The 25,915-nt window shown below is 72.8% G+C and carries 24 protein-coding genes and 3 tRNA genes; 19 read left to right on the plus strand and 8 right to left on the minus strand.

All coding sequences use genetic code 11. From position 1 onward, the window contains the following. Positions 1 to 7: 7 nt before the first annotated feature. The 5 genes from rarD to FM076_RS19715 all read right to left on the minus strand — a co-directional run bounded on the left by rarD (position 8) and on the right by FM076_RS19715 (position 7,048). Entirely contained in the window at positions 8 to 1,015 is a 1,008-nt protein-coding gene (gene rarD / locus FM076_RS19695) for an EamA family transporter RarD (RefSeq protein ID WP_173872323.1), read from the minus strand. Between the two features lie 357 nt (positions 1,016 to 1,372). Further along, on the minus strand, positions 1,373 to 2,518 hold the full coding sequence (locus tag FM076_RS19700) for a 2-oxoacid:ferredoxin oxidoreductase subunit beta (protein ID WP_428814932.1): 1,146 nt from the start codon (positions 2,516 to 2,518) through the stop codon (positions 1,373 to 1,375). Continuing rightward, positions 2,511 to 4,448 carry a 2-oxoacid:acceptor oxidoreductase subunit alpha gene (locus FM076_RS19705; protein WP_173872324.1) on the minus strand — a complete coding sequence of 646 codons (1,938 nt, stop codon included), beginning with the start codon at positions 4,446 to 4,448 and terminating at the stop codon, positions 2,511 to 2,513. Before FM076_RS19705 ends, FM076_RS19700 begins: the two co-directional genes overlap by 8 nt. Positions 4,449 to 4,722: 274 nt before the next feature. Further along, positions 4,723 to 5,382, minus strand: a complete 660-nt coding sequence (locus FM076_RS19710) for a LuxR C-terminal-related transcriptional regulator (RefSeq protein ID WP_173874872.1) — start codon at positions 5,380 to 5,382, stop codon at positions 4,723 to 4,725. Positions 5,383 to 5,716: 334 nt separating this feature from the next. Further along, positions 5,717 to 7,048 (minus strand): sensor histidine kinase, encoded by a 1,332-nt coding sequence (locus tag FM076_RS19715; RefSeq protein WP_173872325.1) that lies wholly within the window; start codon positions 7,046 to 7,048, stop codon positions 5,717 to 5,719. A gap of 482 nt (positions 7,049 to 7,530) precedes the next feature. Between FM076_RS19715 and FM076_RS19720 the strand changes: the two genes are divergently transcribed. The 12 genes from FM076_RS19720 (at position 7,531) to FM076_RS19775 (ending at position 19,304) form a co-directional block, all read left to right on the plus strand. Then, positions 7,531 to 7,902: an NADH-quinone oxidoreductase subunit A gene (locus tag FM076_RS19720; protein ID WP_173872326.1), complete on the plus strand. Its 372-nt coding sequence runs from the start codon at positions 7,531 to 7,533 to the stop codon at positions 7,900 to 7,902. Next, entirely contained in the window at positions 7,893 to 8,552 is a 660-nt protein-coding gene (locus tag FM076_RS19725; RefSeq protein WP_173872327.1) for an NADH-quinone oxidoreductase subunit B, read from the plus strand. The genes FM076_RS19720 and FM076_RS19725 overlap by 10 nt, the downstream gene beginning before the upstream one ends. After that, positions 8,549 to 9,940: an NADH-quinone oxidoreductase subunit C gene (locus FM076_RS19730; protein ID WP_173872328.1), complete on the plus strand. Its 1,392-nt coding sequence runs from the start codon at positions 8,549 to 8,551 to the stop codon at positions 9,938 to 9,940. Before FM076_RS19725 ends, FM076_RS19730 begins: the two co-directional genes overlap by 4 nt. Next, on the plus strand, positions 9,940 to 10,896 hold the full coding sequence (locus FM076_RS19735) for a complex I subunit 1/NuoH family protein (RefSeq protein WP_428814933.1): 957 nt from the start codon (positions 9,940 to 9,942) through the stop codon (positions 10,894 to 10,896). The genes FM076_RS19730 and FM076_RS19735 overlap by 1 nt, the downstream gene beginning before the upstream one ends. Positions 10,897 to 11,018: 122 nt before the next feature. Continuing rightward, on the plus strand, positions 11,019 to 11,585 hold the full coding sequence (locus FM076_RS19740; RefSeq protein WP_173874873.1) for a 4Fe-4S binding protein: 567 nt from the start codon (positions 11,019 to 11,021) through the stop codon (positions 11,583 to 11,585). Next, complete coding sequence (locus FM076_RS19745; protein WP_173872329.1) at positions 11,582 to 12,157, plus strand: NADH-quinone oxidoreductase subunit J; 576 nt, start codon at positions 11,582 to 11,584, stop codon at positions 12,155 to 12,157. Before FM076_RS19740 ends, FM076_RS19745 begins: the two co-directional genes overlap by 4 nt. Continuing rightward, entirely contained in the window at positions 12,157 to 12,597 is a 441-nt protein-coding gene (gene nuoK, locus FM076_RS19750; protein ID WP_173872330.1) for an NADH-quinone oxidoreductase subunit NuoK, read from the plus strand. The genes FM076_RS19745 and nuoK overlap by 1 nt, the downstream gene beginning before the upstream one ends. Continuing rightward, positions 12,594 to 14,702, plus strand: coding sequence for an NADH-quinone oxidoreductase subunit L (locus FM076_RS19755; RefSeq protein ID WP_173872331.1), 2,109 nt, complete (start codon positions 12,594 to 12,596; stop codon positions 14,700 to 14,702). Before nuoK ends, FM076_RS19755 begins: the two co-directional genes overlap by 4 nt. A 25-nt stretch (positions 14,703 to 14,727) precedes the next feature. After that, positions 14,728 to 16,290, plus strand: a complete 1,563-nt coding sequence (locus tag FM076_RS19760; RefSeq protein ID WP_173874875.1) for a complex I subunit 4 family protein — start codon at positions 14,728 to 14,730, stop codon at positions 16,288 to 16,290. After that, positions 16,287 to 17,825 (plus strand): NADH-quinone oxidoreductase subunit N, encoded by a 1,539-nt coding sequence (locus FM076_RS19765; RefSeq protein ID WP_173872332.1) that lies wholly within the window; start codon positions 16,287 to 16,289, stop codon positions 17,823 to 17,825. The genes FM076_RS19760 and FM076_RS19765 overlap by 4 nt, the downstream gene beginning before the upstream one ends. Positions 17,826 to 18,036: 211 nt before the next feature. Continuing rightward, complete coding sequence (htpX, locus tag FM076_RS19770; RefSeq protein WP_173872333.1) at positions 18,037 to 18,903, plus strand: zinc metalloprotease HtpX; 867 nt, start codon at positions 18,037 to 18,039, stop codon at positions 18,901 to 18,903. Then, a complete protein-coding gene (locus FM076_RS19775; RefSeq protein WP_173872334.1) occupies positions 18,900 to 19,304 on the plus strand; it encodes a YccF domain-containing protein in 405 nt (134 codons plus the stop codon). Before htpX ends, FM076_RS19775 begins: the two co-directional genes overlap by 4 nt. Before the next feature lie 73 nt (positions 19,305 to 19,377). Here the strand turns inward: FM076_RS19775 and FM076_RS19780 are convergent, their stop codons facing one another. Further along, positions 19,378 to 19,866: a YajQ family cyclic di-GMP-binding protein gene (locus FM076_RS19780; protein WP_173872335.1), complete on the minus strand. Its 489-nt coding sequence runs from the start codon at positions 19,864 to 19,866 to the stop codon at positions 19,378 to 19,380. A gap of 302 nt (positions 19,867 to 20,168) precedes the next feature. Here FM076_RS19780 and FM076_RS19785 point away from each other — a divergent pair. Beyond that, positions 20,169 to 20,250 (plus strand) — tRNA-Tyr (locus FM076_RS19785). Positions 20,251 to 20,329: 79 nt separating this feature from the next. Here the strand turns inward: FM076_RS19785 and FM076_RS19790 are convergent. Together FM076_RS19790 and FM076_RS19795 are read right to left on the minus strand one after the other, a co-directional pair. Beyond that, positions 20,330 to 21,010 carry an SDR family oxidoreductase gene (locus FM076_RS19790; protein WP_173872336.1) on the minus strand — a complete coding sequence of 227 codons (681 nt, stop codon included), beginning with the start codon at positions 21,008 to 21,010 and terminating at the stop codon, positions 20,330 to 20,332. Positions 21,011 to 21,262: 252 nt separating this feature from the next. After that, positions 21,263 to 22,603, minus strand: a complete 1,341-nt coding sequence (locus FM076_RS19795; RefSeq protein ID WP_173874876.1) for an amidohydrolase family protein — start codon at positions 22,601 to 22,603, stop codon at positions 21,263 to 21,265. A 430-nt stretch (positions 22,604 to 23,033) separates the two neighbouring features. Here FM076_RS19795 and FM076_RS19800 point away from each other — a divergent pair. The 6 genes from FM076_RS19800 to FM076_RS19825 all read left to right on the plus strand — a co-directional run bounded on the left by FM076_RS19800 (position 23,034) and on the right by FM076_RS19825 (position 25,845). Next, positions 23,034 to 23,106, plus strand: a tRNA-Thr gene (locus FM076_RS19800). A 40-nt stretch (positions 23,107 to 23,146) separates the two neighbouring features. Next, positions 23,147 to 23,219, plus strand: a tRNA-Met gene (locus FM076_RS19805). Between the two features lie 91 nt (positions 23,220 to 23,310). Beyond that, positions 23,311 to 23,475 carry a 50S ribosomal protein L33 gene (rpmG, locus tag FM076_RS19810; protein WP_019547103.1) on the plus strand — a complete coding sequence of 55 codons (165 nt, stop codon included), beginning with the start codon at positions 23,311 to 23,313 and terminating at the stop codon, positions 23,473 to 23,475. 309 nt (positions 23,476 to 23,784) lie between these two features. After that, positions 23,785 to 24,255, plus strand: a complete 471-nt coding sequence (locus FM076_RS19815; RefSeq protein ID WP_173872337.1) for an FAS1-like dehydratase domain-containing protein — start codon at positions 23,785 to 23,787, stop codon at positions 24,253 to 24,255. 5 nt (positions 24,256 to 24,260) lie between these two features. Next, positions 24,261 to 24,695 (plus strand): MaoC family dehydratase, encoded by a 435-nt coding sequence (locus tag FM076_RS19820; RefSeq protein WP_173872338.1) that lies wholly within the window; start codon positions 24,261 to 24,263, stop codon positions 24,693 to 24,695. A 76-nt stretch (positions 24,696 to 24,771) separates the two neighbouring features. Beyond that, positions 24,772 to 25,845, plus strand: coding sequence for a UDP-N-acetylmuramate dehydrogenase (locus FM076_RS19825; RefSeq protein ID WP_173872339.1), 1,074 nt, complete (start codon positions 24,772 to 24,774; stop codon positions 25,843 to 25,845). The last annotated feature ends 70 nt before the right edge of the window (positions 25,846 to 25,915 follow it).

Below are 25,915 nucleotides of genomic sequence, written 5' to 3' on the forward strand. Positions count from 1 at the left end.
CCGCGGTTCACGGACGGGTGGGGGACTCGGGGCCGGTGGCGGCCGGTTCGGCCGCCTCCGTGACGGCGGTGGCGGCGCCCTCCTCGCCCTGCTCACGGGCGCGTGCGGCGGCGGCTCGCAGCGCCGACCGGCCGCGCCGGGCGTTGCTGAGCGCGTCCCAGGTCAGGATGCACAGCGCCACCCAGACCAGGCCGAAGCCCGCCCAGCGCTCCGGGGGCATCTCCTCGTGGAAGACGGTGAGGCCCAGGACGAACATGAAGGCGGGGGCCAGATACTGGAGCAGCCCGATCGTGGACAGCGGCAGGCGCACGGCGGCGCTGCCGAAGAAGATGAGCGGCAGCGCGGTCGCCACTCCGGCGCAGGCCAGCAGCAGCGCGTGGCCGGCGCCGTCGGTGGTGAAGGACGCGTCACCGCGCGACCCCAGGTAGACCAGGTAACCGAGCGCGGGCAGGAACTGCACGGCCGTCTCGGCGCTGAAGCCCTCCACACCGTCCAGCTTGATGTGCTTCTTGATCAGCCCGTAGGTGGCGAAGGTGAAGGCCAGGCAGAGGGAGAGCCAGGGCAGCTTTCCGTAGGCGACGGTCATCACGACGACGGCCAGCGCGCCGATGCCGACGGCCACCCAATGCGCGGGCCGCAGCCGCTCCCGCAGCAGCAGGACGCCGAAGGCTATGGAGACCAGCGGGTTGATGAAGTAGCCGAGGGACGATTCGAGCACCATGTCGGCGCTCACGGCCCAGATGAACAGGCCCCAGTTGAGGGAGATCACCGCCGAGGCCAGCACCACCAGGGCGAGCTTCTTCGGCTGGCGCGCCAGCGTGGTCACCCACGACCAGCGGCGCAGCAGCGCCACGATCACCAGGGCGGTGGGCAGGGACCACACCATGCGGTGGGCGAGCACCTCACCGGCACCGGTCTTGGCGAGCGCGTGCCAGTACAGCGGAAGCAGCCCCCACATTCCGTACGCCGCGAAGCCGAACAGCAGCCCGGTGCGCTGCGCACTCCCTGTTCCCATGAGCCCTCCCTGCCTGCGTTCCCGGAACTGGTGCACCGGCCCCCGAAGGTATCCGGAGGCCCGGCTTCTTGTCATTTCCGTACCGGATTATGGTCCTGTCGGCCGGGGTCGCCGGGGTCGCCGGGGTCGGCTGGGGTCCGGGCGGTGACCAGTGGGCCGGGGGGTGGTGTGTGGGCAGACCGACCGGTCGGTTCGCTCGGTCATTCCGCGCACGGCCACCCGGCCCTCCCGGTGCGGCCGGGTGGTCAGCGGAGCCGCCAAGGGTCCGCGTGCGGCGGTCGGTCCCAGGACGCAGCGCAGGCCCGGCACCACCAGGGTGCCGGGCCTGCGTCGCTGTCGCCTCCGGAGCTGCGGGCCTCAGCCCACCACCGTCCAGGTGTCGTTGCCGTGCAGCAGCGCGGACAGGTCGCCCTTGCCGTGCTGCTCGACGGCGCTCTCCAGCTGCCCCGCCATCTGGGTGTCGTACACCGGCCGCCGCACGTTCCGCAGCACACCGATGGGGGTGTGGTGCAGCGTGTCGGGGTCGGCGAGGCGGGAGAGGGCGAACGCGGTCGTGGGCGAGGCCGTGTGGGCGTCGTGCACCAGCACGCCCGCGGTGCCCTCCTCCCGGACATCGACGATCCGCAGGTCACCGGTGGCCGGGTCGCGGACGACGCCCTTGGCGCCGAGCCCGTCCTCGGCGGGCGCGCCGAAGCGGATCGGCTGCCCGTGCTCCAACGGGATGACGGCCTCCTGCGCCTCTTCCCCCGCTTGTGGAGAAGACGCGGCTTTGAGGGCCTCGAAGGCTCCGTCGTTGAAGATGTTGCAGTTCTGGTAGATCTCCACCAGCGCCGTACCCGGGTGGTCGGCGGCGGCACGCAGCACGCTGGTCAGGTGCTTGCGGTCCGAGTCGACCGTACGGGCCACGAACGACGCCTCCGCGCCCAGCGCCAGCGAGACCGGGTTGAACGGCGCGTCCAGCGAGCCCATCGGCGTGGACTTGGTGATCTTCCCCGCCTCGGAGGTCGGGCTGTACTGGCCCTTGGTGAGCCCGTAGATCCGGTTGTTGAACAGCAGGATCTTCAGGTTCACATTGCGCCGCAGCGCGTGGATGAGGTGGTTGCCGCCGATGGAGAGCGCGTCGCCGTCGCCGGTCACCACCCACACGCTCAGATCGCGCCGCGAGGCGGCCAGGCCGGTCGCGATGGCCGGGGCGCGGCCGTGGATGGAGTGCATCCCGAACGTGTTCATGTAGTACGGGAAGCGGGAGGAGCAGCCGATGCCGGAGACGAAGACGATGTTCTCCTTCGCCAGCCCCAGCTCCGGCATGAAGCCCTGGACGGCCGCGAGCACGGCGTAGTCACCGCACCCCGGGCACCAGCGCACCTCCTGGTCGGACTTGAAGTCCTTCATCGACTGCTTGCCGACCGCCCGGGGCACCAGCGACAGCGCCTCGGACACCGGGGCCCCGGCTGGCCGGGCCGGAGCGGTCCCCTGCACGGGACCGGGGGACGTCTCAGCCATGTGCGAGGGCCTCCTTGAGTGCGGTCGCGAGCTGCTCGGCCTTGAACGGCAGGCCGCGGACCTGCGTGTACGACTGTGCATCGACCAGATACCGGGCACGCACCAGCGTGGCGAGCTGGCCGAGGTTCATCTCCGGGATCACGACCTTCTCGTAGCGCCGGAGCACCTCCCCCAGATTCCGCGGGAACGGGTTGAGGTGGCGCAGATGGGCCTGCGCGATCTCGTCCCCGCCCTTCCGGAGACGGCGTACGGCGGCGGTGATGGGCCCGTAGGTGGAGCCCCAGCCCAGCACCAGCAGCCGCGCGTTGCCGCCCGGGTCGCTGACCTCCAGGTCCGGCACCTCGATGCCGTCCACCTTGGCCTGCCGGGTGCGGACCATGAAGTCGTGGTTGGCCGGGTCGTAGGAGATGTTGCCGGTGCCGTCCTGCTTCTCGATGCCGCCGATGCGGTGTTCGAGCCCGGGCGTGCCCGGCACCGCCCAGGGGCGGGCGAGCGTGTGCGGATCGCGCTTGTACGGCCAGAAGACCTCGGTGCCGTCCGCCAGCTCGTGGTTGGGGCCGGAGGCGAACCGGACGCGCAGGTCGGGCAGCTCCTCCACCTCGGGGATCCGCCACGGCTCCGAGCCGTTGGCCAGGTAGCCGTCCGACAGGAGGAACACCGGCGTCCGGTATGTGAGCGCGATCCGGGCCGCGTCGAGCGCCGCCGTGAAGCAGTCGGCGGGGGTGGACGGCGCCACGATCGGCACCGGCGCCTCGCCGTTGCGCCCGTACATCGCCTGGAGCAGGTCCGCCTGCTCCGTCTTGGTCGGCAGACCGGTGGAGGGGCCGCCGCGCTGGATGTCGACGATCAGCAGCGGCAGCTCCAGGGAGACGGCCAGACCGATCGTCTCCGACTTGAGCGCCACCCCGGGGCCGGAGGTCGTGGTGACCGCGAGCGAGCCGCCGAACGCCGCGCCCAGCGCCGCGCCGATGCCCGCGATCTCGTCCTCCGCCTGGAACGAGCGCACTCCGAAGTTCTTGTGCTTGCTCAACTCGTGCAGCACATCGGAGGCGGGGGTGATCGGGTACGAGCCCAGGAACAGCGGCAGGTCCGCCTGCTGAGACGCGGCGATCAGTCCGTAGGACAGGGCGAGGTTTCCCGAGATGTTGCGGTACGTCCCCGGCGGGAAGGCGCTGGAGGCGGGCGCGACCTCGTAGGAGACCGCGAAGTCCTCGGTCGTCTCGCCGAAGTTCCAGCCCGCGCGGAACGCCGTGATGTTCGCTTCGGCGATGTCCGGCTTCTTGGCGAACTTCGCCCGCAGGAACGCCTCGGTCTGCTCGGTCGGCCGGTGGTACATCCACGACAGCAGACCCAGCGCGAACATGTTCTTCGACCGGCCGGCCTCCTTGCGCCCCAGGTCGAAGCCCTTGAGCGCCTCCACGGTCAGGGTCGTCAGCGGCACCTTGTGCACGCTGTAGCCGTCCAGCGAACCGTCCTCCAGCGGGCTGGCCTCGTAACCGACCTTGGCCATTGCCCGCTTGGTGAACTCGTCCGTGTTCACGATGATCTCGGCACCGCGCGGCACGTCCGCGATGTTCGCCTTCAGCGCCGCCGGGTTCATCGCCACCAGCACGTTCGGGGCGTCGCCCGGCGTGAGGATGTCGTGGTCGGCGAAGTGGAGCTGGAAACTGGAGACGCCCGGCAGGGTTCCCGCGGGGGCACGGATCTCGGCCGGGAAGTTCGGCAGCGTCGACAGATCGTTGCCGAACGAGGCCGTCTCGGACGTGAAGCGGTCCCCGGTGAGCTGCATGCCGTCGCCGGAGTCGCCCGCGAACCGGATGATGACCCGGTCCAGGCGCCGGACCTCTTTGCTGTCGGCGTCCCGTCCGCTGTCCTGGCCCCCCTCGGGACCGGACTGTCGCCCGGCTGGGCTACTGACCTGACTGGTCACGGTGGATCGGACCTCCCTCAAGGCGGCGGCTCGTCAGCCATCGTACGTTGCTAAGGGTTGCCTTCCCGCGGCTGTTCCCATCGTGGACAGATTTCTGAGACATCTGTGCGCGCCGAGGTACCGCAGCCCCCGCTTCCGGCGGAGGGTTCCTCAGGACGGCCCTGCGCCCACCCCCGCGGCCCAGGCCGTCCGCCGGCCACCCCCGGCCTCCCTGACCAGGAAGAACCACCTCCGGACAGCGCCCACGCCCCTCCCGCGAGACCCCCGCGCGGCCCTATGAGTTCAGATACCGCAGCACCGCCAGCACCCGGCGGTGATCCGCGTCACTCTGCGGCAGCCCCAGCTTCGCGAAGATGTTGCTCACATGCTTCTCCACCGCCCCCGGGCTGACCACCAGCTCACCCGCGATCGCCGAGTTCGTCCGGCCCTCCGCCATCAGGGCCAGCACCTCCCGCTCCCGCGGGGTGAGCCCGGCCAGGACGTCCTGCTTGCGGCTGCGGCCCAGCAGCTGCGCCACGACCTCCGGGTCCAGCGCCGTACCGCCCCGCGCGACGCGGGCCACCGCGTCCACGAACTCCCGCACGTCCGCCACCCGGTCCTTGAGCAGATAGCCCACCCCCCGGCTCGATCCGGCCAGCAGCTCCGTCGCGTACTGCTCCTCCACATACTGCGAAAGCACCAGGACGCCCAGTCCCGGGTGCTCGGCACGCAGCCGTACGGCGGCCCGTACGCCCTCGTCCGTATGGGTCGGCGGCATGCGTACGTCCGCCACCACCACATCGGGCAGCCCGCCGTCCGCCGCCAGGTCGCCCACCGTCTTGACCAGCGCGTCGCCGTCCGAGACCCCGGCGACCACCTCGTACCCCCGGTCGGTCAGCAGCCGGCTCAGCCCCTCGCGGAGCAGGACGGAGTCCTCGGCGATCACCACTCGCACCGTGCGCTCCCCCTCGTTCCCTGCTCGTTCCCCCACGTGCGCCTTCCCCACTCGCCCCGCCGTCTTCTCCGCCTCAGCATTCCAGACCTCCCTTCCCGGGGCGGCGGACGCGCCCCTGCCGCCCCCCTGTCGCGGCGGCTCGCGGCCCCGGCCCCGTCGCGGCTCGCGACCCAGCACCCGTCGCCCGGCCCCCGCCGCTCGCGGCGGCTCCGACGCTCGGCCCCGTAGCTCGCTCGGCCCCGTAGCTCGCTCGGCCCCGTAGCTCGCGCGGTGCCCTAGCTCGGAGTGGTGCCGTCGGCGGCCGGGGGTGCGGCGCGCGGCACCGGCCGGTCCGTCACCGCCAGGGCAGCTCCGCCGTCACCGTCGTCGGGCCCCCGGCCGGGGAGTCCACCACCAGCAGGCCGTCCACGGCGCCGAGCCGGTCGGCGAGCCCCGCGAGTCCGGAGCCGCCCTCCACCGAGGCGCCCCCCTTCCCGTCGTCCACCACCTGGATCAGCAGCCGCTCCTCGTTGCGCCATATCTCCACCGTCGCCCGCCGGGCCGCGCTGTGCTTGCTGATGTTCTGGAGCAGCTCGGAGACGGTGAAGTAGGCGATCCCCTCGATCGCCGCGGCGGGCCGGCCGGGCAGCTCCACGGTGACCGCGACCGGCACCGTGCAGCGGGCGGCGAGGGCGGAGAGCGCCGGCCCCAGACCCCGGTCGGTCAGGATCGCCGGATGGATGCCCCGCGCGAGATCCCGCAGCTCCTGCAGGGCGAGCTTCACCTCGCCGTGTGCCTCCTCCACCACCGCGGCCGCCGCCCGCGGGTCCTCGTCGAGCTTCTCCTTCGCCATTCCCAGCCCCATGGCCAGGGACACCAGCCGGGCCTGGGCCCCGTCGTGCAGATCCCGCTCGATACGGCGCAGATCGGCTGCCGCCGTGTCCACGACCACCCCGCGGTCCGTCTCCAGCTCCGTCACCCGCGCCGCCAGCGACGAGGGCCCCAGCAGGCCGCCGACCAGCAGCTTGTCCACCTGCACCAGGCCGCGTACCAGCCACGGTGCCAACAGGACGACCACCAGGCCGCACGCCGCGATGACGGCCAGTTCGGCGCCGCCGTCCAGCACCCGGGACCCTTCCTGGCGGGGTGAGGCGATGGTGATGCCGTCGCCGACCTGGAGCGCCGGATGGTCCACGTAAGCGGGGAAGAACCACTCCCACAGCGGGAAGGTCAGCATCGCCCAGCCCACCACCCAGGCCGACAGCCCCGCCATGCAGCTGAAGACCGACCAGGGCAGGTGCAGCAGCGTGTAGAGCAGGTGCCGCCAGGAGACGCCGCTGCGCAGCAGGGCGGATATCCACGACATCGCCCCGCTCGACCGCCGCAGCGTCCGCACCGGCTCCGGCTCGGCCACCTCCAGCCCCAGCAGCGCCCGCGCCCGCCCCCGCTCCAGATGCCCCAGCGCCCGGCAGCCCGCCAGCCCCACCGCCAGCACGGGCAGCCCGATGAACGTCACCAGCAGCACGGAGCCGAAGAGGAGGGCGCAGAACGCGTAGCTGAAGCCGATGCACGCCAGGGGCAGCCCCGAGGCGACATACCCCAGCTCGCGCATCGACCGCCGGGCCACCGGGGCCCGCACGGCGACGAGCCACCAGGGCCGGTGCCGGACTGGAATCGCTGTGCTCATGACTCAAGGATCCCCGGCCCCGGACCGGCCGGTAATAGCGTCAGCTGGAGTCCTCAGGGTGGGGTTAGCCCTACCCCCCGGCACCCTCGCCCGACGACTCCGCCTCGCCCGACGACTCCGCCTCGGCCGACGACTCCGCGCCTCGGCCGACGGCCGCTTCCGCTCTCGGCCGAGGATCGCTTCCGCTGTCGGCCGACGGCCCCGCACCCTCGGCCGACGGCCGCTTCCGCTCTCGGCCGACGATCGCCTCCGCCCCCGGCCGACGGACCGCCTCCGCTCCCGGCCGAGTGCTGGCCCCACGCCCTTACCGCCGGCGGGCTCCGTGCCCTCGGCGGCCGGCCCTCCCCGTGCGGGGCGCCGAGGGAACGGAGCCCGCCGGGGGGGTCCCGGAGTGTGACGGGGCTGTCCTCGGGGAGTGCGGCAGGGCCTACACTCCGTGCGTACAGATCGTCGAACGTCTACACCGACACAGGACGGGACAAGTGCCGGACTACTTCCACGGCTATTCGGTCGTCGGGCTGGTGGCCGTCGTCGGTGTGCTCTTCGTCGGCGCGGCTTTCTCGGCCGGCCGGCTGCTGCGGCCGGTGGTCCCCACGCGGGAGAAGATGCTGACGTACGAGTGCGGCGTCGACCCGGTCGGCGAGGGCTGGGCGCACACGCAGGTCCGCTACTACGTCTACGCCTTCCTGTACGTCGTCTTCGCCGTCGACTCCGTCTTCCTCTTCCCCTGGGCCACGGTCTTCGCCGCGCCCGGTTTCGGCGGGATCACGCTCGCGGAGATGTTCCTCTTCCTCGGCTTCCTGGCCGTCGGCCTGCTGTACGCGTACAAGAAGGGCGTCCTGGAATGGACGTAACGCACACCCCGAGCCCCGCCGCGACGCCGCCGGAGGCCCAGGGCCGCCCCCAGCTCGGCCTGCTCTCGCGCCTGGCGCCCGAACCGATGAAGGTGGTTCTCAACTGGGGCCGCCGCTACAGCCTCTGGGTCTTCAACTTCGGCCTGGCCTGCTGCGCGATCGAGTTCATCGCCGCGTCGATGGCCCGGCACGACTTCATCCGGCTCGGCGTCATCCCCTTCGCGCCCGGGCCCCGGCAGGCCGACCTGATGGTGGTCTCCGGCACGGTCACCGACAAGATGGCCCCCGCCGTCAAACGTCTCTACGAGCAGATGCCGGAGCCCAAGTACGTCATCTCCTTCGGCGCCTGCTCCAACTGCGGCGGCCCCTACTGGGACTCCTACGCGGTCACCAAGGGCGTCGACCAGATCATCCCCGTGGACGTGTACGTGCCCGGCTGCCCGCCCCGGCCCGAAGCGCTGCTCCAGGGGGTGCTCAAGCTCCAGGAGAAGATCGCCGCCGAGTCCACGGCCGACCGGTACGCACGGAGCGGCGGCCCCTCCGCCGGTGCCCTCACCAGCGGCCTGGTGGCCCCGCCGGCCGCGCCCCCGTCCCCCGCGCCGGCGCGTGAGCGGCACCCGGACGGTGACGCCGGGGAGGGCGGACGGTGACCCCGCCGCCCCAGAACCCCCGGAACGAGCCGCCGCAGAACCCCCGGAACGAGCCGCCCCGGAACCCCGGGAACGAGCCGTCCCAGACCCCCGCGGCCGAGCCGTCCCGGCACCCGGGCCGGCTGCCCCGCGCGGCCGACGAGCTGTTCGGCGAGGGCGCCACGGCCGAGGAGGCGTACGGGCTGCTCACCGTCGACGTACCCGCGGACGCCTGGCTGTCCGCGCTGACCACGGCCCGCGACGAACTGGGCTGTACCTTCTTCGACTGGCTCAGCGCGGTGGACGAGCCGGGCACCGGACTGCAAATCTGCGCACACCTGGTGGCGCTGCCCGCGCCCGGCACTCAGCTGCGCCGGCTGCTCCTGCGCACGACTGTCCCGCACGAGGCCCCCGTCCTGCCCACCGCCACGGAGGTGTACGCGGGCGCTGCCTGGCACGAGCGGGAGACCCACGAGATGTTCGGCGTCGACTTCCCGGGCCATCCGCACCTGGTGCCCCTGCTGCTGCCCGACACGTTCGAGGGACATCCGCTCCGCAAGGACTTCGTGCTCGCGGCCCGCGTCGCCAAGGCGTGGCCCGGCGCCAAGGAGCCCGGCGAGTCGGGCCACGGCGGCCCCAAGCGCCGCCAGATGCTGCCGCCCGGCGTGCCCGACCCCAACGAGTGGGGCCCGCTCAAGGGCCAGCTGCCCCCTGCCCCCACCCGCGAGCGCACCCGTCGTGCCACGGGGGACACTCCGCGCCGTACGCGCGGCGCCGGGGCGGGCTCGGCGTCCCAGCGCGGCGGCGCGACCGGTACGGGGGGTGCTCCGGACGGGGCCGCTCCGCGCGAGGGCACCCCGCCCGGGGCGGCTGCACCGCGCAGGCCGCGCCGTACCCGTTCGGCCAGTGGCGGATCGGCCTCCCAGCGCGCGGCCGGACAGCCCCCGGCAGCCGGGAAGCCGCCCGCACAGCAGGAGCGTCCGGCGGACGAGACCGGTACCACCAGCGGCACCACCGAGGAGGAGCGCTCCTTCGACGAGCGCGCCACCGGCGCACGCTCCCGGAGGGAACAGTCCGGCGGCGGGCGCCCCACGGGCGGCACTCGCGGGGCCCCGCGCTCCACCGACGCCCCCTGGCACCACGCCCGTCCGGCCGGTGAGGAAACCGCCGTACCGGACGACAACGGCACCGCCGTACCGGACGAAGACGGCACCGTCGTACCGGACGCCGGAGGCACCGGTGCCGCCGGCCACAGCAGCGCCGACAGCGATGCCGGACGCGACAGCGCCGACAGCGACGGCCGACACGACGGCAACGGCGGCTCCGACAGCGGCACCGGCTCCGACAACGACGGCGGCTCCGACAGCGACGCAGGCGACGGCGGCGACGACAGGGGGGACGGGCTCTGATGGACGCCCTCGATGTGACCGTCCGGATCCTCGCCGTCCTGCTCGCCTTCCTCCTGCTGCCTCTGCTCGTGGGGCAGGCCGAGCACAAGGTCATGGCCCATATGCAGGGCCGGGTCGGCCCCATGTACGCGGGCGGGTTCCACGGGTGGGCCCAGCTCGTGGCCGACGGGGTGAAGTTCGCGCAGAAGGAGGACATCGTCCCCGACGGCGCCGACCGGCGCGTCTTCCAGCTCGCGCCCGCCCTCGCGCTGATCCCCTACCTGCTCGTCCTCGTCGCGATCCCGGTGGCACCGGGTGGGGGCGTGGCGCAGGCGCTGGATACGGGCATCTTCTTCGTGCTGGCCGTCATGGGAGTCGGCATCCTCGGCTCGCTGATGGGCGGCTGGGCGTCGGCCAACAAGTTCTCCCTGCTCGGCGGCCTGCGCACCGCGGCCCAGCTGATGGCGTACGAGCTGCCGATGCTGCTGGCCGCCGCCTCCGTCGCCATGGCGGCGGGCACCCTCTCCCTGCCGGGCATCCTCGGTGCATGGGAGTGGTGGTGGCTGCCGTGGCAGATCATCGGCGGTGCCGTCTTCTTCACGGCCGGCCTCGCCGAGCTGCAGCGCCCGCCCTTCGACGCGCCCGTCGCCGACTCGGAGATCATCTTCGGCGCGTACACCGAGTACACCGGGCTGCGCTTCGCGCTCTTCCTGCTCGCCGAGTACGCGGGCATCGTCGTCCTGTCCGCGCTCACCGCGGTGCTCTTCCTCGGCGGCTGGCACGGCCCCTTCGCCGGCGGCCTGGGCTGGCTGTGGATGCTGCTCAAGACGGGCGTCCTGGCCTTCGGCGTCATCTGGCTGCGGGTCAGCTACCCCCGGCTGCGCGAGGACCAGATCCAGCGGCTGGCCTGGACCGCGCTCGTCCCGCTGGCCCTCTTCCAGATCGCCCTCACCGGTGTCGTCAAGGTGGTGATGTGACCGTGGCCCCCACGTCCGCTGAGCGCGGCCCCCACGGCGGGACGGGCACCGGGCCCGCCCGCCCCTCGCGCGGGGTCTTCGGCTCAGGGCTCGCCAAGGGCCTGGCCGTCACCCTCCGGACGATGACCCGGCGCTCGGTCACCGAGCACTACCCCGACGCGCAGCCCGAACTGCCGCCCCGCAGCAGGGGCGTCATCGGCCTCTTCGAGGAGAACTGCACCGTCTGCATGCTCTGCGCCCGCGAGTGCCCCGACTGGTGCATCTACATCGACTCCCACAAGGAGACGGTGCCGCCCGCCGCGCCGGGAGGACGCGAGCGCAGCCGCAACGTGCTGGACCGGTTCGCCATCGACTTCGCCCTGTGCATGTACTGCGGTATCTGCATCGAGGTGTGCCCTTTCGACGCGCTGTTCTGGTCCCCCGAGTTCGAGTACGCGGAGACCGACATCCGGGAGCTGACCCACGAGCGGGACAAGCTGCGCGAGTGGATGTGGACCGTGCCCGAGCCGCCCCCGCTGGACGAGGGCGCCGAGGAGGCCAAGGAGCTGGCAGCGGCCCGCAAGGCGGCCGACAAGGCCGCCCAGGCGGCCACCGCCGACCGCCTCGCCGCCCACCGCGAACAGCCCGCCCAGGCGACGGACGAGGGCCCCGGCGCGTCCGGCCCCCACCCGCGGGGCGGTGACGAGTGAACCCGGTCGTCCCTCAGCCGCTCGCCGCCGGGCACCCCGGTTTCCTCTCCGCGACCGGCGTCGAGGTCGTCTTCCTGCTGGTCGGGCTGGTCATCCTCGGAGCCGCGCTGGTCACCGTCACCACCAAGCAGCTCGTGCACGCGGCGCTGTGGCTGGTGGTCGCGCTCGGCGGGATCGCCGTCGAATACCTGCTGCTGACCGCCGAGTTCATCGCCTGGGTGCAGGTGCTGATCTACGTCGGTTCCGTCGTCGTCCTGCTCCTCTTCGGTCTCATGCTGACCAGGGCCCCCATCGGGCGCTCGCCCGACGCCGACTCGGGCAACCGCTGGGTCGCGCTCACCGTCGCCCTCGCCGCGGCGGCCACCCTCGTCACCGTCGTCATCGACGCCTTCCGCGCCACATGGATCGACCTGGAGCAGCGCACCGGACCCGGGAAGGGCTCCTCCGAGGTGACCGGCACGGCCCTGTTCCGGCACTGGGTGCTGCCCTTCGAGGCGCTCTCGGTGCTCCTCCTCGCCGCACTCGTCGGCGCCATCGTCCTCTCCCGGCGGCAGAAGGCGGGTGAGCGCTGATGCACCTCGCCTATCCCGCCGTGCTCGCCGTCCTCCTCTTCTGCGTCGGCCTCTACGGCGTCCTCGCGCGCCGCAACGCCGTCCTCGTGCTCATGGCGGTCGAGCTGATGCTCAACGCCGTCAACCTCAACCTCGTCGCCTTCGACGCCTGGCTCCGCGACACGCTGCACGCGGGCCAGGCGCTCACCCTCTTCACCATCGCGATCGCCGCAGCCGAGATCGGCATCGGTCTGGCCATCGTGCTGCTCGTCCACCGCAACCGCGGCAGCTCCGACATCGACCGGCTCAGGGACCTGAGCGAGGGCGGCGGCCCCTCGACGGGCGACCCCGGCGGCGGTTCACGCGAGGAGACCAGCGTGACACCCGCCACTGACAACGACACCGGGAACGGCCCCGACCAGGGCGTTCCGGAGTCCGCCGCAGGGAGGCGGCCAGCGTGAGCACCACGACACTCGCAGCGCTCGTCCCGGCCCTCCCCGCCCTCGGCGCGCTCGCCGGGCTGCTGCTCGGCCGCCGCGCCCCGGGGTTCGTCCGCCCGCTCGCCGTCCTGCCCACCCTCGCCGCCGCTGTCCTCGCGGTCGTCGTCGCCGTCCGCCAGGGCGGCGGGGAACCGGTGCGCGCCGCGACGGAGCTGGCCCCCACCGGCAACGACGCGCTGCCCGTCCAGCTCGCGCTGAACCTGGACGGTTTCGCCGTTCTCGTCGCCGTCCTCGTGGGGCTCGTCGCCACGTGCGTGCAGCTGTACTCGACCGGCTATCTGCGCGACGACCCGCGCTACGCGTCGTACGCGGCGCTGGTCTCGCTGTTCACGGCCGCGATGTTCCTGGTCGTCTACAGCGACGACCTGATCGTGCTGCTCGTCGGCTGGGAGGTCATGGGCATCTGCTCGTACTTCCTGGTCGGCCACTACTGGGAGACCCCGGCCGCGCGCTCGGCCTCCCTCAAGGCGTTCCTGGTCACCAAACTGGGTGACGTCCCGTTCCTCATCGGCATCCTGGCGCTGGCCTCCGAGGCGGGCAGCTTCCGCATCAGCACCGTCGTCACCCGGCTGACCTCCCCGCTGTCCGGCTTCGAGCCGGCCCACCCCACGCTGATCGCGCTGCTGCTCCTGGCCGGGGTCGCGGGCAAGTCGGCGCAGTTCCCGCTGCACACCTGGCTGCCCGACGCGATGGCGGGCCCGACACCGGTCTCCGCACTGATCCACGCGGCCACCATGGTCGCGGCAGGTGTGTACGCCGTGGCGCGCCTGCTGCCCGTCTTCGCGGCCTCCGCGGCCGCGCTCACCGTCCTCGCGGTGGTGGCCGCCCTCACCATGACCGGCTCCGCGCTCGCCGCGCTCGCCCAGGACGACATCAAACGGGTGCTCGCCTACTCGACCATCAGCCAGCTCGCCTACATGGCCGGGGCGCTGGCCGTCGCCGACCGGGGCGCCGCCGTCTTCCACCTGCTCACCCACGGCGCGTTCAAGGGGCTGCTCTTCCTCGCCGCCGGTGTCCTCATCCACGCGGCCGGCACCAACTCGCTGACCGTCATGGCCCGCACCGGCGGCCTCGCCCGGCGGGCGCCCGACGCCTTCTGGACGATGAGTGTCGCGCTGCTCGCACTGGCCGCCGTCCCGCCGTTCTCCGGGTTCTTCTCCAAGGAGGCCGTCCTCGCGGCGGCGGAACACACCGCCTTCGGCACCGCTCATCCCCCGTTCGAGGGGGCGCACGCGGCTCCGGCGGGCGCCGGCTGGATCGTCCTGGTCGCGGGTCTGGTCACCGCCCTGCTGACCGCGGCGTACGCGATGCGCCTGTGGCTGCTCGCCGGAGCACCCGCGCGGTTGCGGGGAGTGGCCAGCCGCGGTGACCAGGCGGGGGGGACCGTGGAGCCCGGCACCGACAGCGCCGGGGCGCCGCTCGTCGTGGGCCCCGAGAAGGCCGCCGAGCACGTACCAGAGGAGGTGCCCCGACAGGCACCGGAGACGGTGCTCGCCCAGCCGGCGCCGGAACGCGAACACCACGGGCACCTGCGCGAGCCCGCCGTCATGACGGCCGTCCTGTGGGTGCTCGCCGTGCCCTCCCTCGCGCTCGGACTGGCATTCCCCGTCCTGCCCGACTGGTTCGACGGCGCCTCCCTCACCCCCACCCTGGCCACCTCTCTGCTCGCCACCGGCGTCGCCCTGGTGGGCGGCCTGCTCACCTATGCGACATGGCGGCACAGCACCGCCCTGGCCGCGCTCCGCCCCGGTCACGACGCCGACCCCGGTGTGATGCTGCTCGGACCGCTGCACCGGCACGCCGCCGCGGGCTTCCACCTGGACGCGCTCCACCGCGCCCTCGTCGTGCGGCCCCTCCACGGCGCCGCACGGCTCGTGCGCTTCCTGGACCGGGAGGTCGTCGACGGATACGTGACCGGTGCGGGACGCGGTGCGCGCCTGCTCGGTGCCGCCGTACGGCGCGCCCAGACGGGCAACGTGCAGACCTATCTCGGCGCGCTGCTGACCGGCTCCCTGGTGCTCGCCGTCATCGCCGTCGTGGCCGCGACCGGAAACGGAGGGGCGTGACGTGATCCCGCTCGACGACACCGTCATGCAGGCGCTCCTCGTCGCCGTCGTCGTCCTGCCGCTGCTGGGGTCGGTGGCGGCCCTGCTACCCGCACCGCCGGGACTGCGCGGCCGCGGTCCCGACCAGGCGGTGCTGCGGCACGGCGTGACGGTCACCGGCGCGGTCCTGGCGCTCTGCGTCCTCCTGGCCCTCGGCTTCGACCACGACCACCCGGGCAGGATGCAGGCCGAGACGGACGCCAGCTGGATCCCGGCGCTGGACGTACGGCTGCACTTCGGTACCGACGGCGTCTCCCTGCCGCTGCTCCTCCTCACCGCGCTGCTGACGTTCCTGTGCGCCCTGTACAGCTACACGAGGAGGCCCGAGGGGGCGAGTCCCAAGGCGTTCACCGCGCTGCTGCTCCTGCTGGAGTGCGGCACGCTCGCCGGCTTCGCGGTGCTCGACCTGATGCTGTTCTTCCTGGCGTTCGAGACGGTGCTCGTCCCGATGTACTTCCTCATCGCCCGCTGGGGCGGCGAGGGCCGGGGCCCGGCAGCCTGGAAGTTCGTCCTCTACACGCTGCTCGGCTCCGTGGTGATGCTGCTCGGGCTCCTCGTGCTCGGCCTGCACGCGGGCACGTTCGACATGGTGCGGCTCGCCCAGCAGCACGGCGCGGGCCTGAGTCACACCACCCAGGTCACCGCCGCCTTGGCCATCGGCCTCGGACTCGCCGTCAAGGCACCCATGTGGCCGCTGCACAGCTGGCTCCCCAACGCGCACACGGCGGCCCCCACCGTGGGCTCCGTGCTGCTGGCCGGCGTGCTGCTGAAAATGGGCACCTACGGGTTCGTCCGCATCCTCCTGCCCGCCGTCCCCGACGGGGCGCACACCTTCGCTCCCTACCTGGCCGCCTTCGCGGTCGTCGGCATCATCTACGGCTCGCTCGCCTGTCTCGCCCTCTCGCGCGGCGGCGCCAAGGGAGACCTCAAGAGGCTGATCGCCTACTCCTCCGTCGGGCACATGGGGTTCGTCCTGCTGGGCATCGCCACCCTCACCCGCACGGGTGTCAACGGAGCCCTCTACGCGAACGTCGCGCACGGCCTCATCACCGGCCTGCTGTTCTTCCTCGTCGGCGCTCTCAAGGACCGCCTGGGCACCAGCGACCTCGACACGCTCGCGGGCAGCACGGGCGGCGCGCTCTACGGAAGGGCGCCACGACTGGGCGGCCTGCTCGCCTTCGGCGCCGTCGCCTCCCTCGGACTGCCCGGACTGGCCGGGTTCTGGGGCGAACTGCTGGCCCTGCTGGGCGCCTACCACCCGGCGGCCGGGCTGAGCCGGCCCGCCTTCGCGGTGTTCCTGGCCCTCGGCGCCCTCGGCACACTGCTGACGGCCGCGTACATGCTCGTCGTCGTACGCCGCGTGTGCATGGGCGACCCGGCGGCCGACGGCACCGCGACACCGGCGAGCGTGCCCGACGTGCGCGGCTGGGAGTTCGCCGCCTGGACGCCGCTGGTCGTCCTCACCGTCCTCGCCGGGCTGTGGCCCGCGGCCCTCCTCGGGCTGACCGACCCGGCCGTGCAGAGCCTCCTGCCAGGAGTGACCCGATGACCGCGCTCACCGCCCCCCAGGGCGCGCACCAGCTCGTCCAGAGCGTCGACTGGGCCGCCGTCGCGCCGCCCGCCGTCGCCGCCGTCGCCGCGCTGGTCGTCCTGGTGGCCGACCTGTTCCTGGAGGACCGCCGCAAGGGCCTGCTCGGCTGGTTCAGCGCCGCGGCGCTCGCCCTGGCGGCACTCGCCCTCCTCCCGCTGGCCGGCGACGACCGTGCCACCTTCTGTCTGACCGCGGGACCGCGGGCGTGCAGCTATGTGGCGGACCCGTTCGCCCTCAGCATCCAGCTCCTGGTCCTGGGCGGCGCCTTCGTGACGGCACTGCTGTCCATGACGCCCGTCCGGCAGGAGCGGCTCCCCGAGGGCGAGTTCTGGTTTCTGCTGCTGTCCTCGGCCTCCGGCGCCGCCCTGCTGCCCGCCTCACGCGATCTGGCGACACTCGTGGTGGCCCTGGAGGTGGCCTCCCTCCCGGCGTTCGCCCTGGTCGGTCTGCGGCGCGGAGAGCGGCTCTCCTCCGAGGCCGCGCTGAAGTTCTTCCTCTCGTCCGTCGCCGCCACCGCGGTGATGCTGCTGGGCGTCAGCTTCGTCTACGCCGCCACCGGCAGCATGCACCTGGACGCCGTGGCCGAAGCGCTGCCCCGTGTGGACAGCCGCCTGGGCACCCTCGCCGCCACGGGTGTCGCCCTCACTCTCGTCGGCTTCGCCTTCAAGACGGCCGCCGCGCCCTTCCATTTCTGGGTGCCCGACACCTATGTGGGCGCACCCGTGCCGGTCGCCGCCTACCTGTCGGTCGTCGGAAAGACGGCGGGCTTCTCGGGGCTCATCCTGGTGGCCGTGCGCGCCTTCCCGTCCTACGCGGACGCCTGGGGGCCCGCACTGGCGGTGCTGGCCGCGCTCACCATGAGCGTCGGCAACCTGGGAGCCCTGCGGCAGCGACGTGATACGTCCCACGGTGCGGTGCGGCTGCTCGCCTGGTCGTCGGTGGGACAGGCGGGCTATCTGCTGGTCCCCATCGCCGCCGCCGGGTACACGGACGACGGCGGTGAGGCCGTCGGCGCGACGGTCGCCTACGCGCTGATGTACGCGGTGGTCAACCTGGGTGCCTTCGCCGTCGTGGCCGCCGTCCAGCGGCGGGACGGGGCGGTGGGGGACGGCCGCCTCGACGACCACCGGGGACTGGTGCGCAGCCATCCGTGGGCCGCGGGCGCCCTCGGGTTCTTCCTGCTGTGCCTGGCGGGGCTGCCCCCGGGGATCGTCGGCCTGTTCGCCAAGGTCACCGTCTTCTCGGCCGCCGTGCACGCGGGTCTGGGCTGGCTCGCGGTGGTCATGGCCGTGAACGTCGTCATCGCCCTTGTGTACTACCTCACCTGGACGGCACTGCTCTTCCGTCCGGCCGCCGAGGGTTCCGCCGTCCCGGCGCGGGTACGGGTCCCTGCGCCGCTCACCGCCACGATCGCCCTGACCGGAGTGTGCGCCCTGGCCGTCTCCGGCGCCCCGCAACTCGTCCTCCGCTTCGCGGACAGCACACTCTTCTGACCCCGCCCTCGCCCCCGTGAGGCGGTCCGTGCACCTGGGCCGGCCCCCGGCCACCACCCAGCGCACCCCGCCGGCGGGCGCACCCTGCCGGCGGGGAACCGGGAACGCCCGCTCTCCGTTGACGCTGAAGGGAGGGTCCACTGGACGGGGCTGTCGAGGGCGGAAGGTCCGCCCGGCTCAGGGCCCCGCAGCACCACCTGGAGGGCGCACCGTGCACCGCCGGCACAACGGGCTGAGGACAGCTCTGCTCCTCGGAGGACTGTCCGCTCTCATCCTCGTCATCGGAAGCTTCTTCGGTACGACCGGTCTGGCCGTCGCGCTGCTGGTCGCGCTGGGCACCAACGCGTACGCGTACTGGAACAGCGACAAGCTGGCGCTGCGCGCGATGCGGGCCCGCCCGGTCAGCGAGTTCGAGGCCCCGCAGCTGTACCGCATGGTCCGCGAGCTGTCCACGGCCGCGCGGCAGCCCATGCCCCGGCTCTACCTCTCGCCCACCCAGGCGCCCAACGCCTTCGCGACCGGACGCAACCCGCGCAACGCCGCCGTGTGCTGCACGGACGGCATCCTGCGTCTGCTGGACGAGCGCGAGCTGCGCGGTGTCCTCGGCCACGAGCTGAGCCATGTCTACAACAGGGACATCCTCATCTCGTCCGTCGCCGGTGCCCTCGCCTCCGTGGTCCTGTTCCTGGTCAACTTCGCCTGGCTGATCCCCGTCGGCCGCTCCGACGACGACGAGGGGCCGGGGCTGGTCGGCATGCTGCTGATCATGCTCCTGGGGCCGGTGGCCGCCTCCCTCATCCAGCTCGCCGTCTCCCGCTCCCGCGAGTACGAGGCGGACGCCTCCGGAGCGCGCCTGACCGGCGACCCCCTGGCGCTCGCCTCCGCGCTGCGCAAGCTGGAGGCGGGCACGGCACAGCTGCCCCTGCCCCCCGAACCACGGCTGGAGACGGCGAGCCATCTGATGATCGCCAACCCGTTCCGCCGCGGGGAGGGTGGCATGACCAAGCTGTTCTCCACACATCCGCCCATGGCCGAACGTGTCGCCCGGCTCGAGAAGATGGCAGGCTGGCGAGGGTGAAGACCCTTCTCAATCTCGTCTGGCTGATCTTCTCCGGCCTGTGGATGGCCCTCGGTTACGTGCTGGCCGGGCTCGTCTGCTGTGTGCTCATCGTCACGATCCCCTGGGGGCTGGCATGTTTCCGCATCGCGGCGTACGCCCTGTGGCCCTTCGGCAGAACCGTCGTCCAGCGGCACGACGCGGGAGCGGCCTCCGGCATCGGGAACGTGATCTGGCTCATCTTCGCGGGCATCTGGCTCACCCTCGGCCACCTCACCCTCGGTGTGGCCCTCTGCGTGAGCATCATCGGCATCCCGTTCGGCCTGGCCCACTTCAAGATGGTCCCCGTCTCACTGATGCCGCTCGGCCGCGAGATCGTCCCCGCCGGCACCCCGGCGGCCTACCCGCACTACCGCTGGTGACAGAAGGGCTCGCCCCTTCCGGCCGGCGGTCGCGCGGGCACCGCCCGCGGTGTCCTCGGCGTCCGCGGCGTCCTCAGCGGTAGTTCACGAACTGCAGCGCGAAGTCGAAGTCCTTGCTCTTGAGCAGGGAGATGACCTCCTGAAGGCTGTCGCGGCTCTTGGAGGTGACCCGCAGCTCGTCGCCCTGCACCTGGGCCTTGACGCCCTTGGGGCCCTCGTCCCGGATCACCTTCGCGACCTTCTTCGCGTTGTCCTGCGAGATGCCCTCCTGGAGGGAGGCCGAGATCCGGTACTCCTTCCCGGAGGCCTGCGGCTCGCCCGCGTCCAGCGCCTTGAGGGAGATACCGCGCTTGACCAGCTTGGACTGGAAGATGTCGAGCACGGCCTTCACCCGCTCCTCCGAGTTGGCCCGCATCTCGATCCGCTCGCCCGACCACGCGATCGAAGCGCCCACACCCTTGAAGTCATAGCGCTGGGAGATCTCCTTCGCGGCCTGGTTCAGCGCGTTGTCGACCTCCTGCCGCTCGACCTTCGAGACGATGTCGAAACTGGAGTCGGCCATGGTGAGTTGGCTCCTCGTACATAGATCCGGCAGAAAACGGCCCGGAAGGCCGTGCGCAAAGCCTAGCCACCCGCGACCGCGCCCCCGGCGCCTCACCGGCGGCGTCGCCCCGGCTCTTCCCGTACGGCCCCCGCACCCTCGCCCGGCAGGGCTTCCGCACCGTTCCCGCCAAGCCCCGGGACCTGCCGCAGGTCCGCGCCGCGGCCGGTCGAACCGGGTGGCGAACCACCCCCGGCCATCGGGTATGGTTTACCTCGTTGCCACGGCGCACCGCCCCGGGCGGGTGTCGGGCAGCAATCCCAGGCGGTGTGCCCGAGCGGCCAAAGGGAGCAGACTGTAAATCTGCCGGCTCAGCCTTCCTAGGTTCGAATCCTAGCGCCGCCACAGGAGACGGAAACGGCCCCTGACCAGCTGGAAGAGCTGGTCAGGGGCCGTTTCGTATGCCCTGCGGCGTCCCGTGGCGTCAGCTCCCCGCCACCCCGGCCACCTCGTCGATCGCCTCGGGGATCGGCATGCGGCCGCCCACCAGTTCCAGCGTCAGCCCGGCGGTGCGGGGCTCGTCCAGCAGGGCCATCAGGACGGCTGCCACGTCGTCCCTGGTCACCTCGCCGCGTCCGGTCCCGGGTGCCAGGTGCACCCGGCCCGTGCCCGGGCCGTCGGTGAGCCGTCCGGGGCGCAGCACCGTCCAGTCGAGGCCCTCGCGGGCGCGCAGGTCGTCGTCGGCGGCGCCCTTCGCGCGCAGGTAGTCGGCGAAGACCGGGTCCATGCCCTCCGGGGTCCCCTCCAGGGAGGCGTCGGCCGCCATCGCGGAGACCATCAGGTAGCGGCGTACGCCCGCCGCCTCGGCGGCGTCCGCACACAGGACGGCCGCGGCGTGGTCCACCGTCTTCTTGCGGGCGCTGCCGCTGCCCGGTCCCGCTCCGGCCGCGAACACGACCGCGTCCGCGCCCTCCAGATGCCGTGCGACCTCCTCGACGCTCGCCTCCTCCAGGTCGCACACGACGGGTTCCGCGCCCGCCGCCAGCAGGTCGCTCGCCTGCTCCGGGCGGCGCACGAGGCCCGCCACTCCGTCTCCGCGCCCGGCGAGCAGCCGCTCCAGCCGCAGCGCGATCTGACCGTGTCCACCAGCGATGACTGTGCGCATACTCCGACCGTACGACGCCTCGCCCGGTCGCCGGCGGCGGGCCACGCGAGACCGTACGATGCCTGGCCCGGCCCCCGGCGGCGGGCCACATGCCCACCGTCGCCCGCCCCGTGCCCGCACCGGGATGCCCACCCGGGACGTCCGCCCGGCACGCGCGCCTCCGGCACCTGGTCCGTCCCGGCCCCCTGCGGGAACCCGCCGGCGCCGGCACCCTGCGAGAACCCGCCGGCGCCCTCCGGGAACCTGCCGGTCTCAGCCCTGCGACTGGCGGGGGAGTCCCAGTTCGCGGGTGCCGACCAGGTCGCAGTACTCGCGTACCGCGCTGGTGCGTGCCACCACGCGCCCCCGGTGGACGACGATGCGGCTGTAGGCGAGCGAGAGCGCTCCGGCCAGTTCGGTGCCGCGTACCGCGAGCAGTTCGGCGGGGAAGCCGGCCTCGACGCGTACCTCGGGCAGCCCCATCGCGGCCCGGGCCCGCGTGCTGACCGCCTCGTAGGCGCGGTGCGGGCGGGCCTCGCCGTGGGAGGCGAGCAGGTAGGCGGCCTCCAGCGGGTCGCCCCTGCCGACCGGGTTGGCGGCGTCCCGCAGGGCCCCGCTGCCGGCCGCGACGGCGACGCCCGCCGCTGACAGCACGCGTACGGGTGCCGTCCGGGAGGGCGCGGTGGGGGTGGGCCGCTCCAGTACCCCGCAGTTGCCCTGGGGGAGGCACACCACGGTCACCCCGGCGGCGGCCAGCTGGTCCGCCGCGCGCTGGGCGACCTGCTGCGGCAGCCGCGCGAGGCCGCCGCAGGGACCGATGGTGACGCCCGGCCGCAGCCCGCCGGCCGCCGCGGCGAGCCGGGCGAGCCGCGCCGGGTCGGAGCCGTCGGTGTGCAGGTCGACGGGGCAGCCGTGCTCGGCCGCGACCTGGAGCACCGCCTCGACATAGCCGCCGGGGTCCGGGTCCAGGTCGGGGCAGCCGCCGACGGCCGTGGCGCCCATCTTCACCGCGTCCCGCAGCATGGCCAGCCCCTCGGCGCCCGCGGCCCCCGTCAGCAGCCGGGGTACGGCCACGGTGGTCAGGTCGGCCAGTCCGCGCAGCGCCCTGCGGGCCTGGAGCACCGCTTCGAGGGACCGCAGCCCCGCGACGTCACCGATGTGCACATGGGTACGCACCGCGGTGGCGCCCTGTCCCAGCTGGAGGAGCGCGGCCTCCGTGGTGCGGCGCTGTACGTCCTCGCCGGCCGGGTCGGCGTCGGGTCTTGCGGGCTTGCCGTGCTTGCCGTGCTTGCCGGGTCTTCCGGGGCGGCCGAGGTCGGGCGGGTCGGCGGTGAGCGCGGTGTCGTAGTGGGCGTGCGGTTCCGCGGGCGCGGGGAGCAGCAGGTAGCCGGAGAGGTCGATACGGGTGCCGCCCTCTTGGGCGTGCCCGAGACTGCCCGCCGTGCCGACCGCCTCGATGCGCTCGCCGACGAGCCGTACGTCCACGGTGCGGCCGTCCACGAGCCGGGCGCCGCACAGGACGAGCGAGTGCGCCGGACGGGCGGAATTCCGGGAGGAGGCGTCGGGGGAATCCCGTCCCGCTTTCCCCGGCTCCTGCGGCTCGCTGTCGGTCATCTGGCTCCCACGTCGCATGTGGAGACGAGAGTAGGACGCGTGGTGAGTGGCGGCGGGGAGGAGACGAATAGTCGTACCGGTGTGGTGCCCGGGCCCGTTGGGGCGGCCGGGGACGCGGTGCGGGCGGGGCCGGGAAGGGGGGCCGGTGCCGGAACGGAGGGGCCGCAGCGCGGTGGTGACGGGTCGGGAATCCGGGCCGGAGCACCCGGTGCTGACCTGGTGCGGCGCAGGGCACACGCGGGTAGGACGGCAGGCGGTGGCCTCGTGCGGCGCTCGGTCCGGCCGCCCGTCCGGCGCCCGTCCGGCGCACGCGTGGCGTATGCGTGGCGCATGTGTGCGACCTCGCGCGGCGCGGCGGCGCCGGGCCACGCGGGCGGCGCCCATACCGATTTCACGTTTGGCGGCGGGGCGTGTAATGTCTTCATCGCTCGCCCCAATAGCTCAGTCGGCAGAGCGTCTCCATGGTAAGGAGAAGGTCAACGGTTCGATTCCGTTTTGGGGCTCTGATGTGAGAGATCTTCCGTCGGGAGGTCGCCGCATCGTGGCGGTGTAGCTCAGTCGGTAGAGCAAGCGGCTCATAATCGCTGTGTCACCGGTTCAAGTCCGGTCACCGCTACTTCACCGACAGTAGCCGGTTGTGGGGGTCTGTCCTTCGATCGGCTACTCTTTCTGTGTTAAATCCGTTCGTTCGTCAAGGAGCACTCAACGTGGCTGCCACAGACGTCCGCCCGAAGATCACGCTGGCCTGCGTGGAGTGCAAGGAGCGGAACTACATCACCAAGAAGAACCGGCGTAACAACCCGGACCGTATCGAGATGAAGAAGTACTGCCCGCGGGACAACCGCCACACGGTGCACCGCGAGACGCGCTGACTTCTCCCGAGCGCAGAGGCCGTCCCCGCCCGGCGGGGTCGGCCTCGTCCTGTGTCCGGGCACCGGACGCAGCTCTTCACCGTGATCCCGCGGCGTGGTCTCCTCGTCAAGCTCGCCCCAAGCTCACCTCGCCGGGATCCGACACCGTGATCGTCTCGCCGTGACCCCTTGTCAGGGACGCCCGTCAGCTTGTCAGGGGCACCTGTCAGCAAGGTCGTCCGCCGGCGAGCCTTTTGTGTGACCGCCCCGCACGGGCCGCCGTGCCGGGCCGCCGTGAATCCGCCACCACTGCCGTAGGAGGCGCCGCCGATGGCACTCGATCAGTCCTTCGTCGGGCGGACGTACCCGCCCAGCAGGCCCTACGAGGTCGGCAGGGAGAAGATCCGCGAATTCGCGGCGGCCATCGGTGACGACAATCCCGCCTACACGGACGCGGAGGCGGCCGCCGCGCTCGGTCACCCGGACGTGATCGCGCCGCCCACCTTCGTCTTCTCCATCACGTTCCAGGAGGCGGAGCGCGTGGTGCGGGACCCGAAGCTGGGTCTGGACTGGTCCCGGGTGGTCCACCGCGACCAGCGGTTCGTCCACCATCGTCCCGTCCGCGCCGGGGACGTGCTGTCGGTCACCTCCACGATCGACTCCATCAAGTCGCTGGCGGGCAACGAGGTGCTGGACATCCGCGGTGACGTCCACGACCAGGCGGGTGAGAGCGTGGTGACCGTGCGCTGCACGCTGGTCGCGCGCGCGGCGGAAACAGCGGAAACAGTGGAAGGGGAGTGACGGGGATGACAGCGCGGATCGCCTACGCCGACATCGAGCCGGGCACCGAACTGCCGGCCCGCAGCTTCCCGGTGGACCGCGAGCGGCTGGTGCGCTACGCCGGTGCCTCCGGGGACTTCAACCCCATTCACTGGAACGAGCGGTTCGCCAAGTCCGTGGGCCTGCCCGACGTAATCGCGCACGGCATGTTCACCATGGCCGAGGCGGCCCGGGTGATCACCGACTGGACGGGTGACCCCGGCGCGCTGGTGGAGTACGGCGTGCGCTTCACCAAGCCGGTCGTGGTCCCGGACGACGACACCGGTGCCGTCATCGAGGTCGCGGCCAAGGTCGCCAAGAAGCTGGACGACGAGGCCCGTACGGTGCAGGTCGACCTGACGGTCACCAGCGCGGGCACCAAGGTGCTGGGCATGTCCCGCGCCGTGGTGAAGCTGGCCTGAGCAGCCGGAGTGGCCGGAGTGGCCGGTCCGAGGGCTGGGACGGGTGCGGTGGCGGCGCCCCCGTACTCTGGACCGCGTGCAGGAACTCCATGTTGACTCCGGTGTCCCCCTGGTCTCGCTGGCCCCGCTGACGACGCTGCGCCTCGGCGGGCCCGCCAAGCGGCTGATCACCGCGACCACCGACGACGAGGTGATCGCGGCGGTCCGCGAGGCCGACGACAGCGGCACCCCGCTGCTGATCATCGCGGGCGGAAGCAACCTCGTCATCGCGGACGAGGGCTTCGACGGCACCGTCCTGCGCATCGCCACGAGGGGCTTCGCGCTCTTCGGCACCACTCTGGAACTGGCGGCGGGCGAGAACTGGTCGGACGCGGTCGCCCGCACCGTCGAGGCCGGCCTGGCGGGCATCGAGTGCCTGGCGGGCATCCCCGGCTCGGCGGGCGCGACGCCCGTCCAGAACGTGGGCGCCTACGGCCAGGAGGTCTCCAGCACCCTCACCGAGGTCGTCGCCTACGACCGGCACACCCGTGAGACCGTCACCCTCACGAACGCCGAGTGCGGCTTCTCCTACCGGCACAGCCGCTTCAAGGCCGACCCCTCGCGCCATGTCGTACTGCGGGTCAGGTTCGCGCTGGAGGACGCGGAGGGACTCTCGGCACCGATCAGGTACGCGGAGACCGCGCGGCTGCTCGGCGTCGAGCCCGGCGACCGGGTGCCGGCGGCCGCCGCGCGGGAGGCCGTGCTGCGGCTGCGCGCCGGGAAGGGCATGGTGCTCGACCCCGACGACCACGACACCTGGTCGGCCGGGTCCTTCTTCACCAACCCGATCCTGGACGACGCGGAGTTCGCCGCCTTCGTGGACCGCGTGCGGGAGCGGCTCGGTCCCGAGGCGGCGCCGCCCGCGTTCCCGGCGGGGGAGGGGCGCACCAAGACCTCGGCGGCCTGGCTGATCGACAAGGCGGGCTTCACCAAGGGGTACGGCACCGGCCCGGCCCGCATCTCCACCAAGCACACCCTGGCCCTGACCAACCGCGGCTCGGCCACCACCGCCGACCTGCTCGCGCTGGCCCGCGAGGTGCGCGACGGGGTACGGGAGGCGTTCGGCGTCACCCTCACCAACGAGCCGGTCACGGTCGGCTGCGCGCTCTAGAGACGACGGGCGGCTGCGGCGCCACGGCCGGTTGCGGCGCCACGGCCGGCTGCGGGGCCACGGGGCGGAC

It is taken from the genome of Streptomyces albus subsp. chlorinus, assembly GCF_013302895.1.
GTDB lineage: Bacteria > Actinomycetota > Actinomycetes > Streptomycetales > Streptomycetaceae > Streptomyces > Streptomyces chlorinus.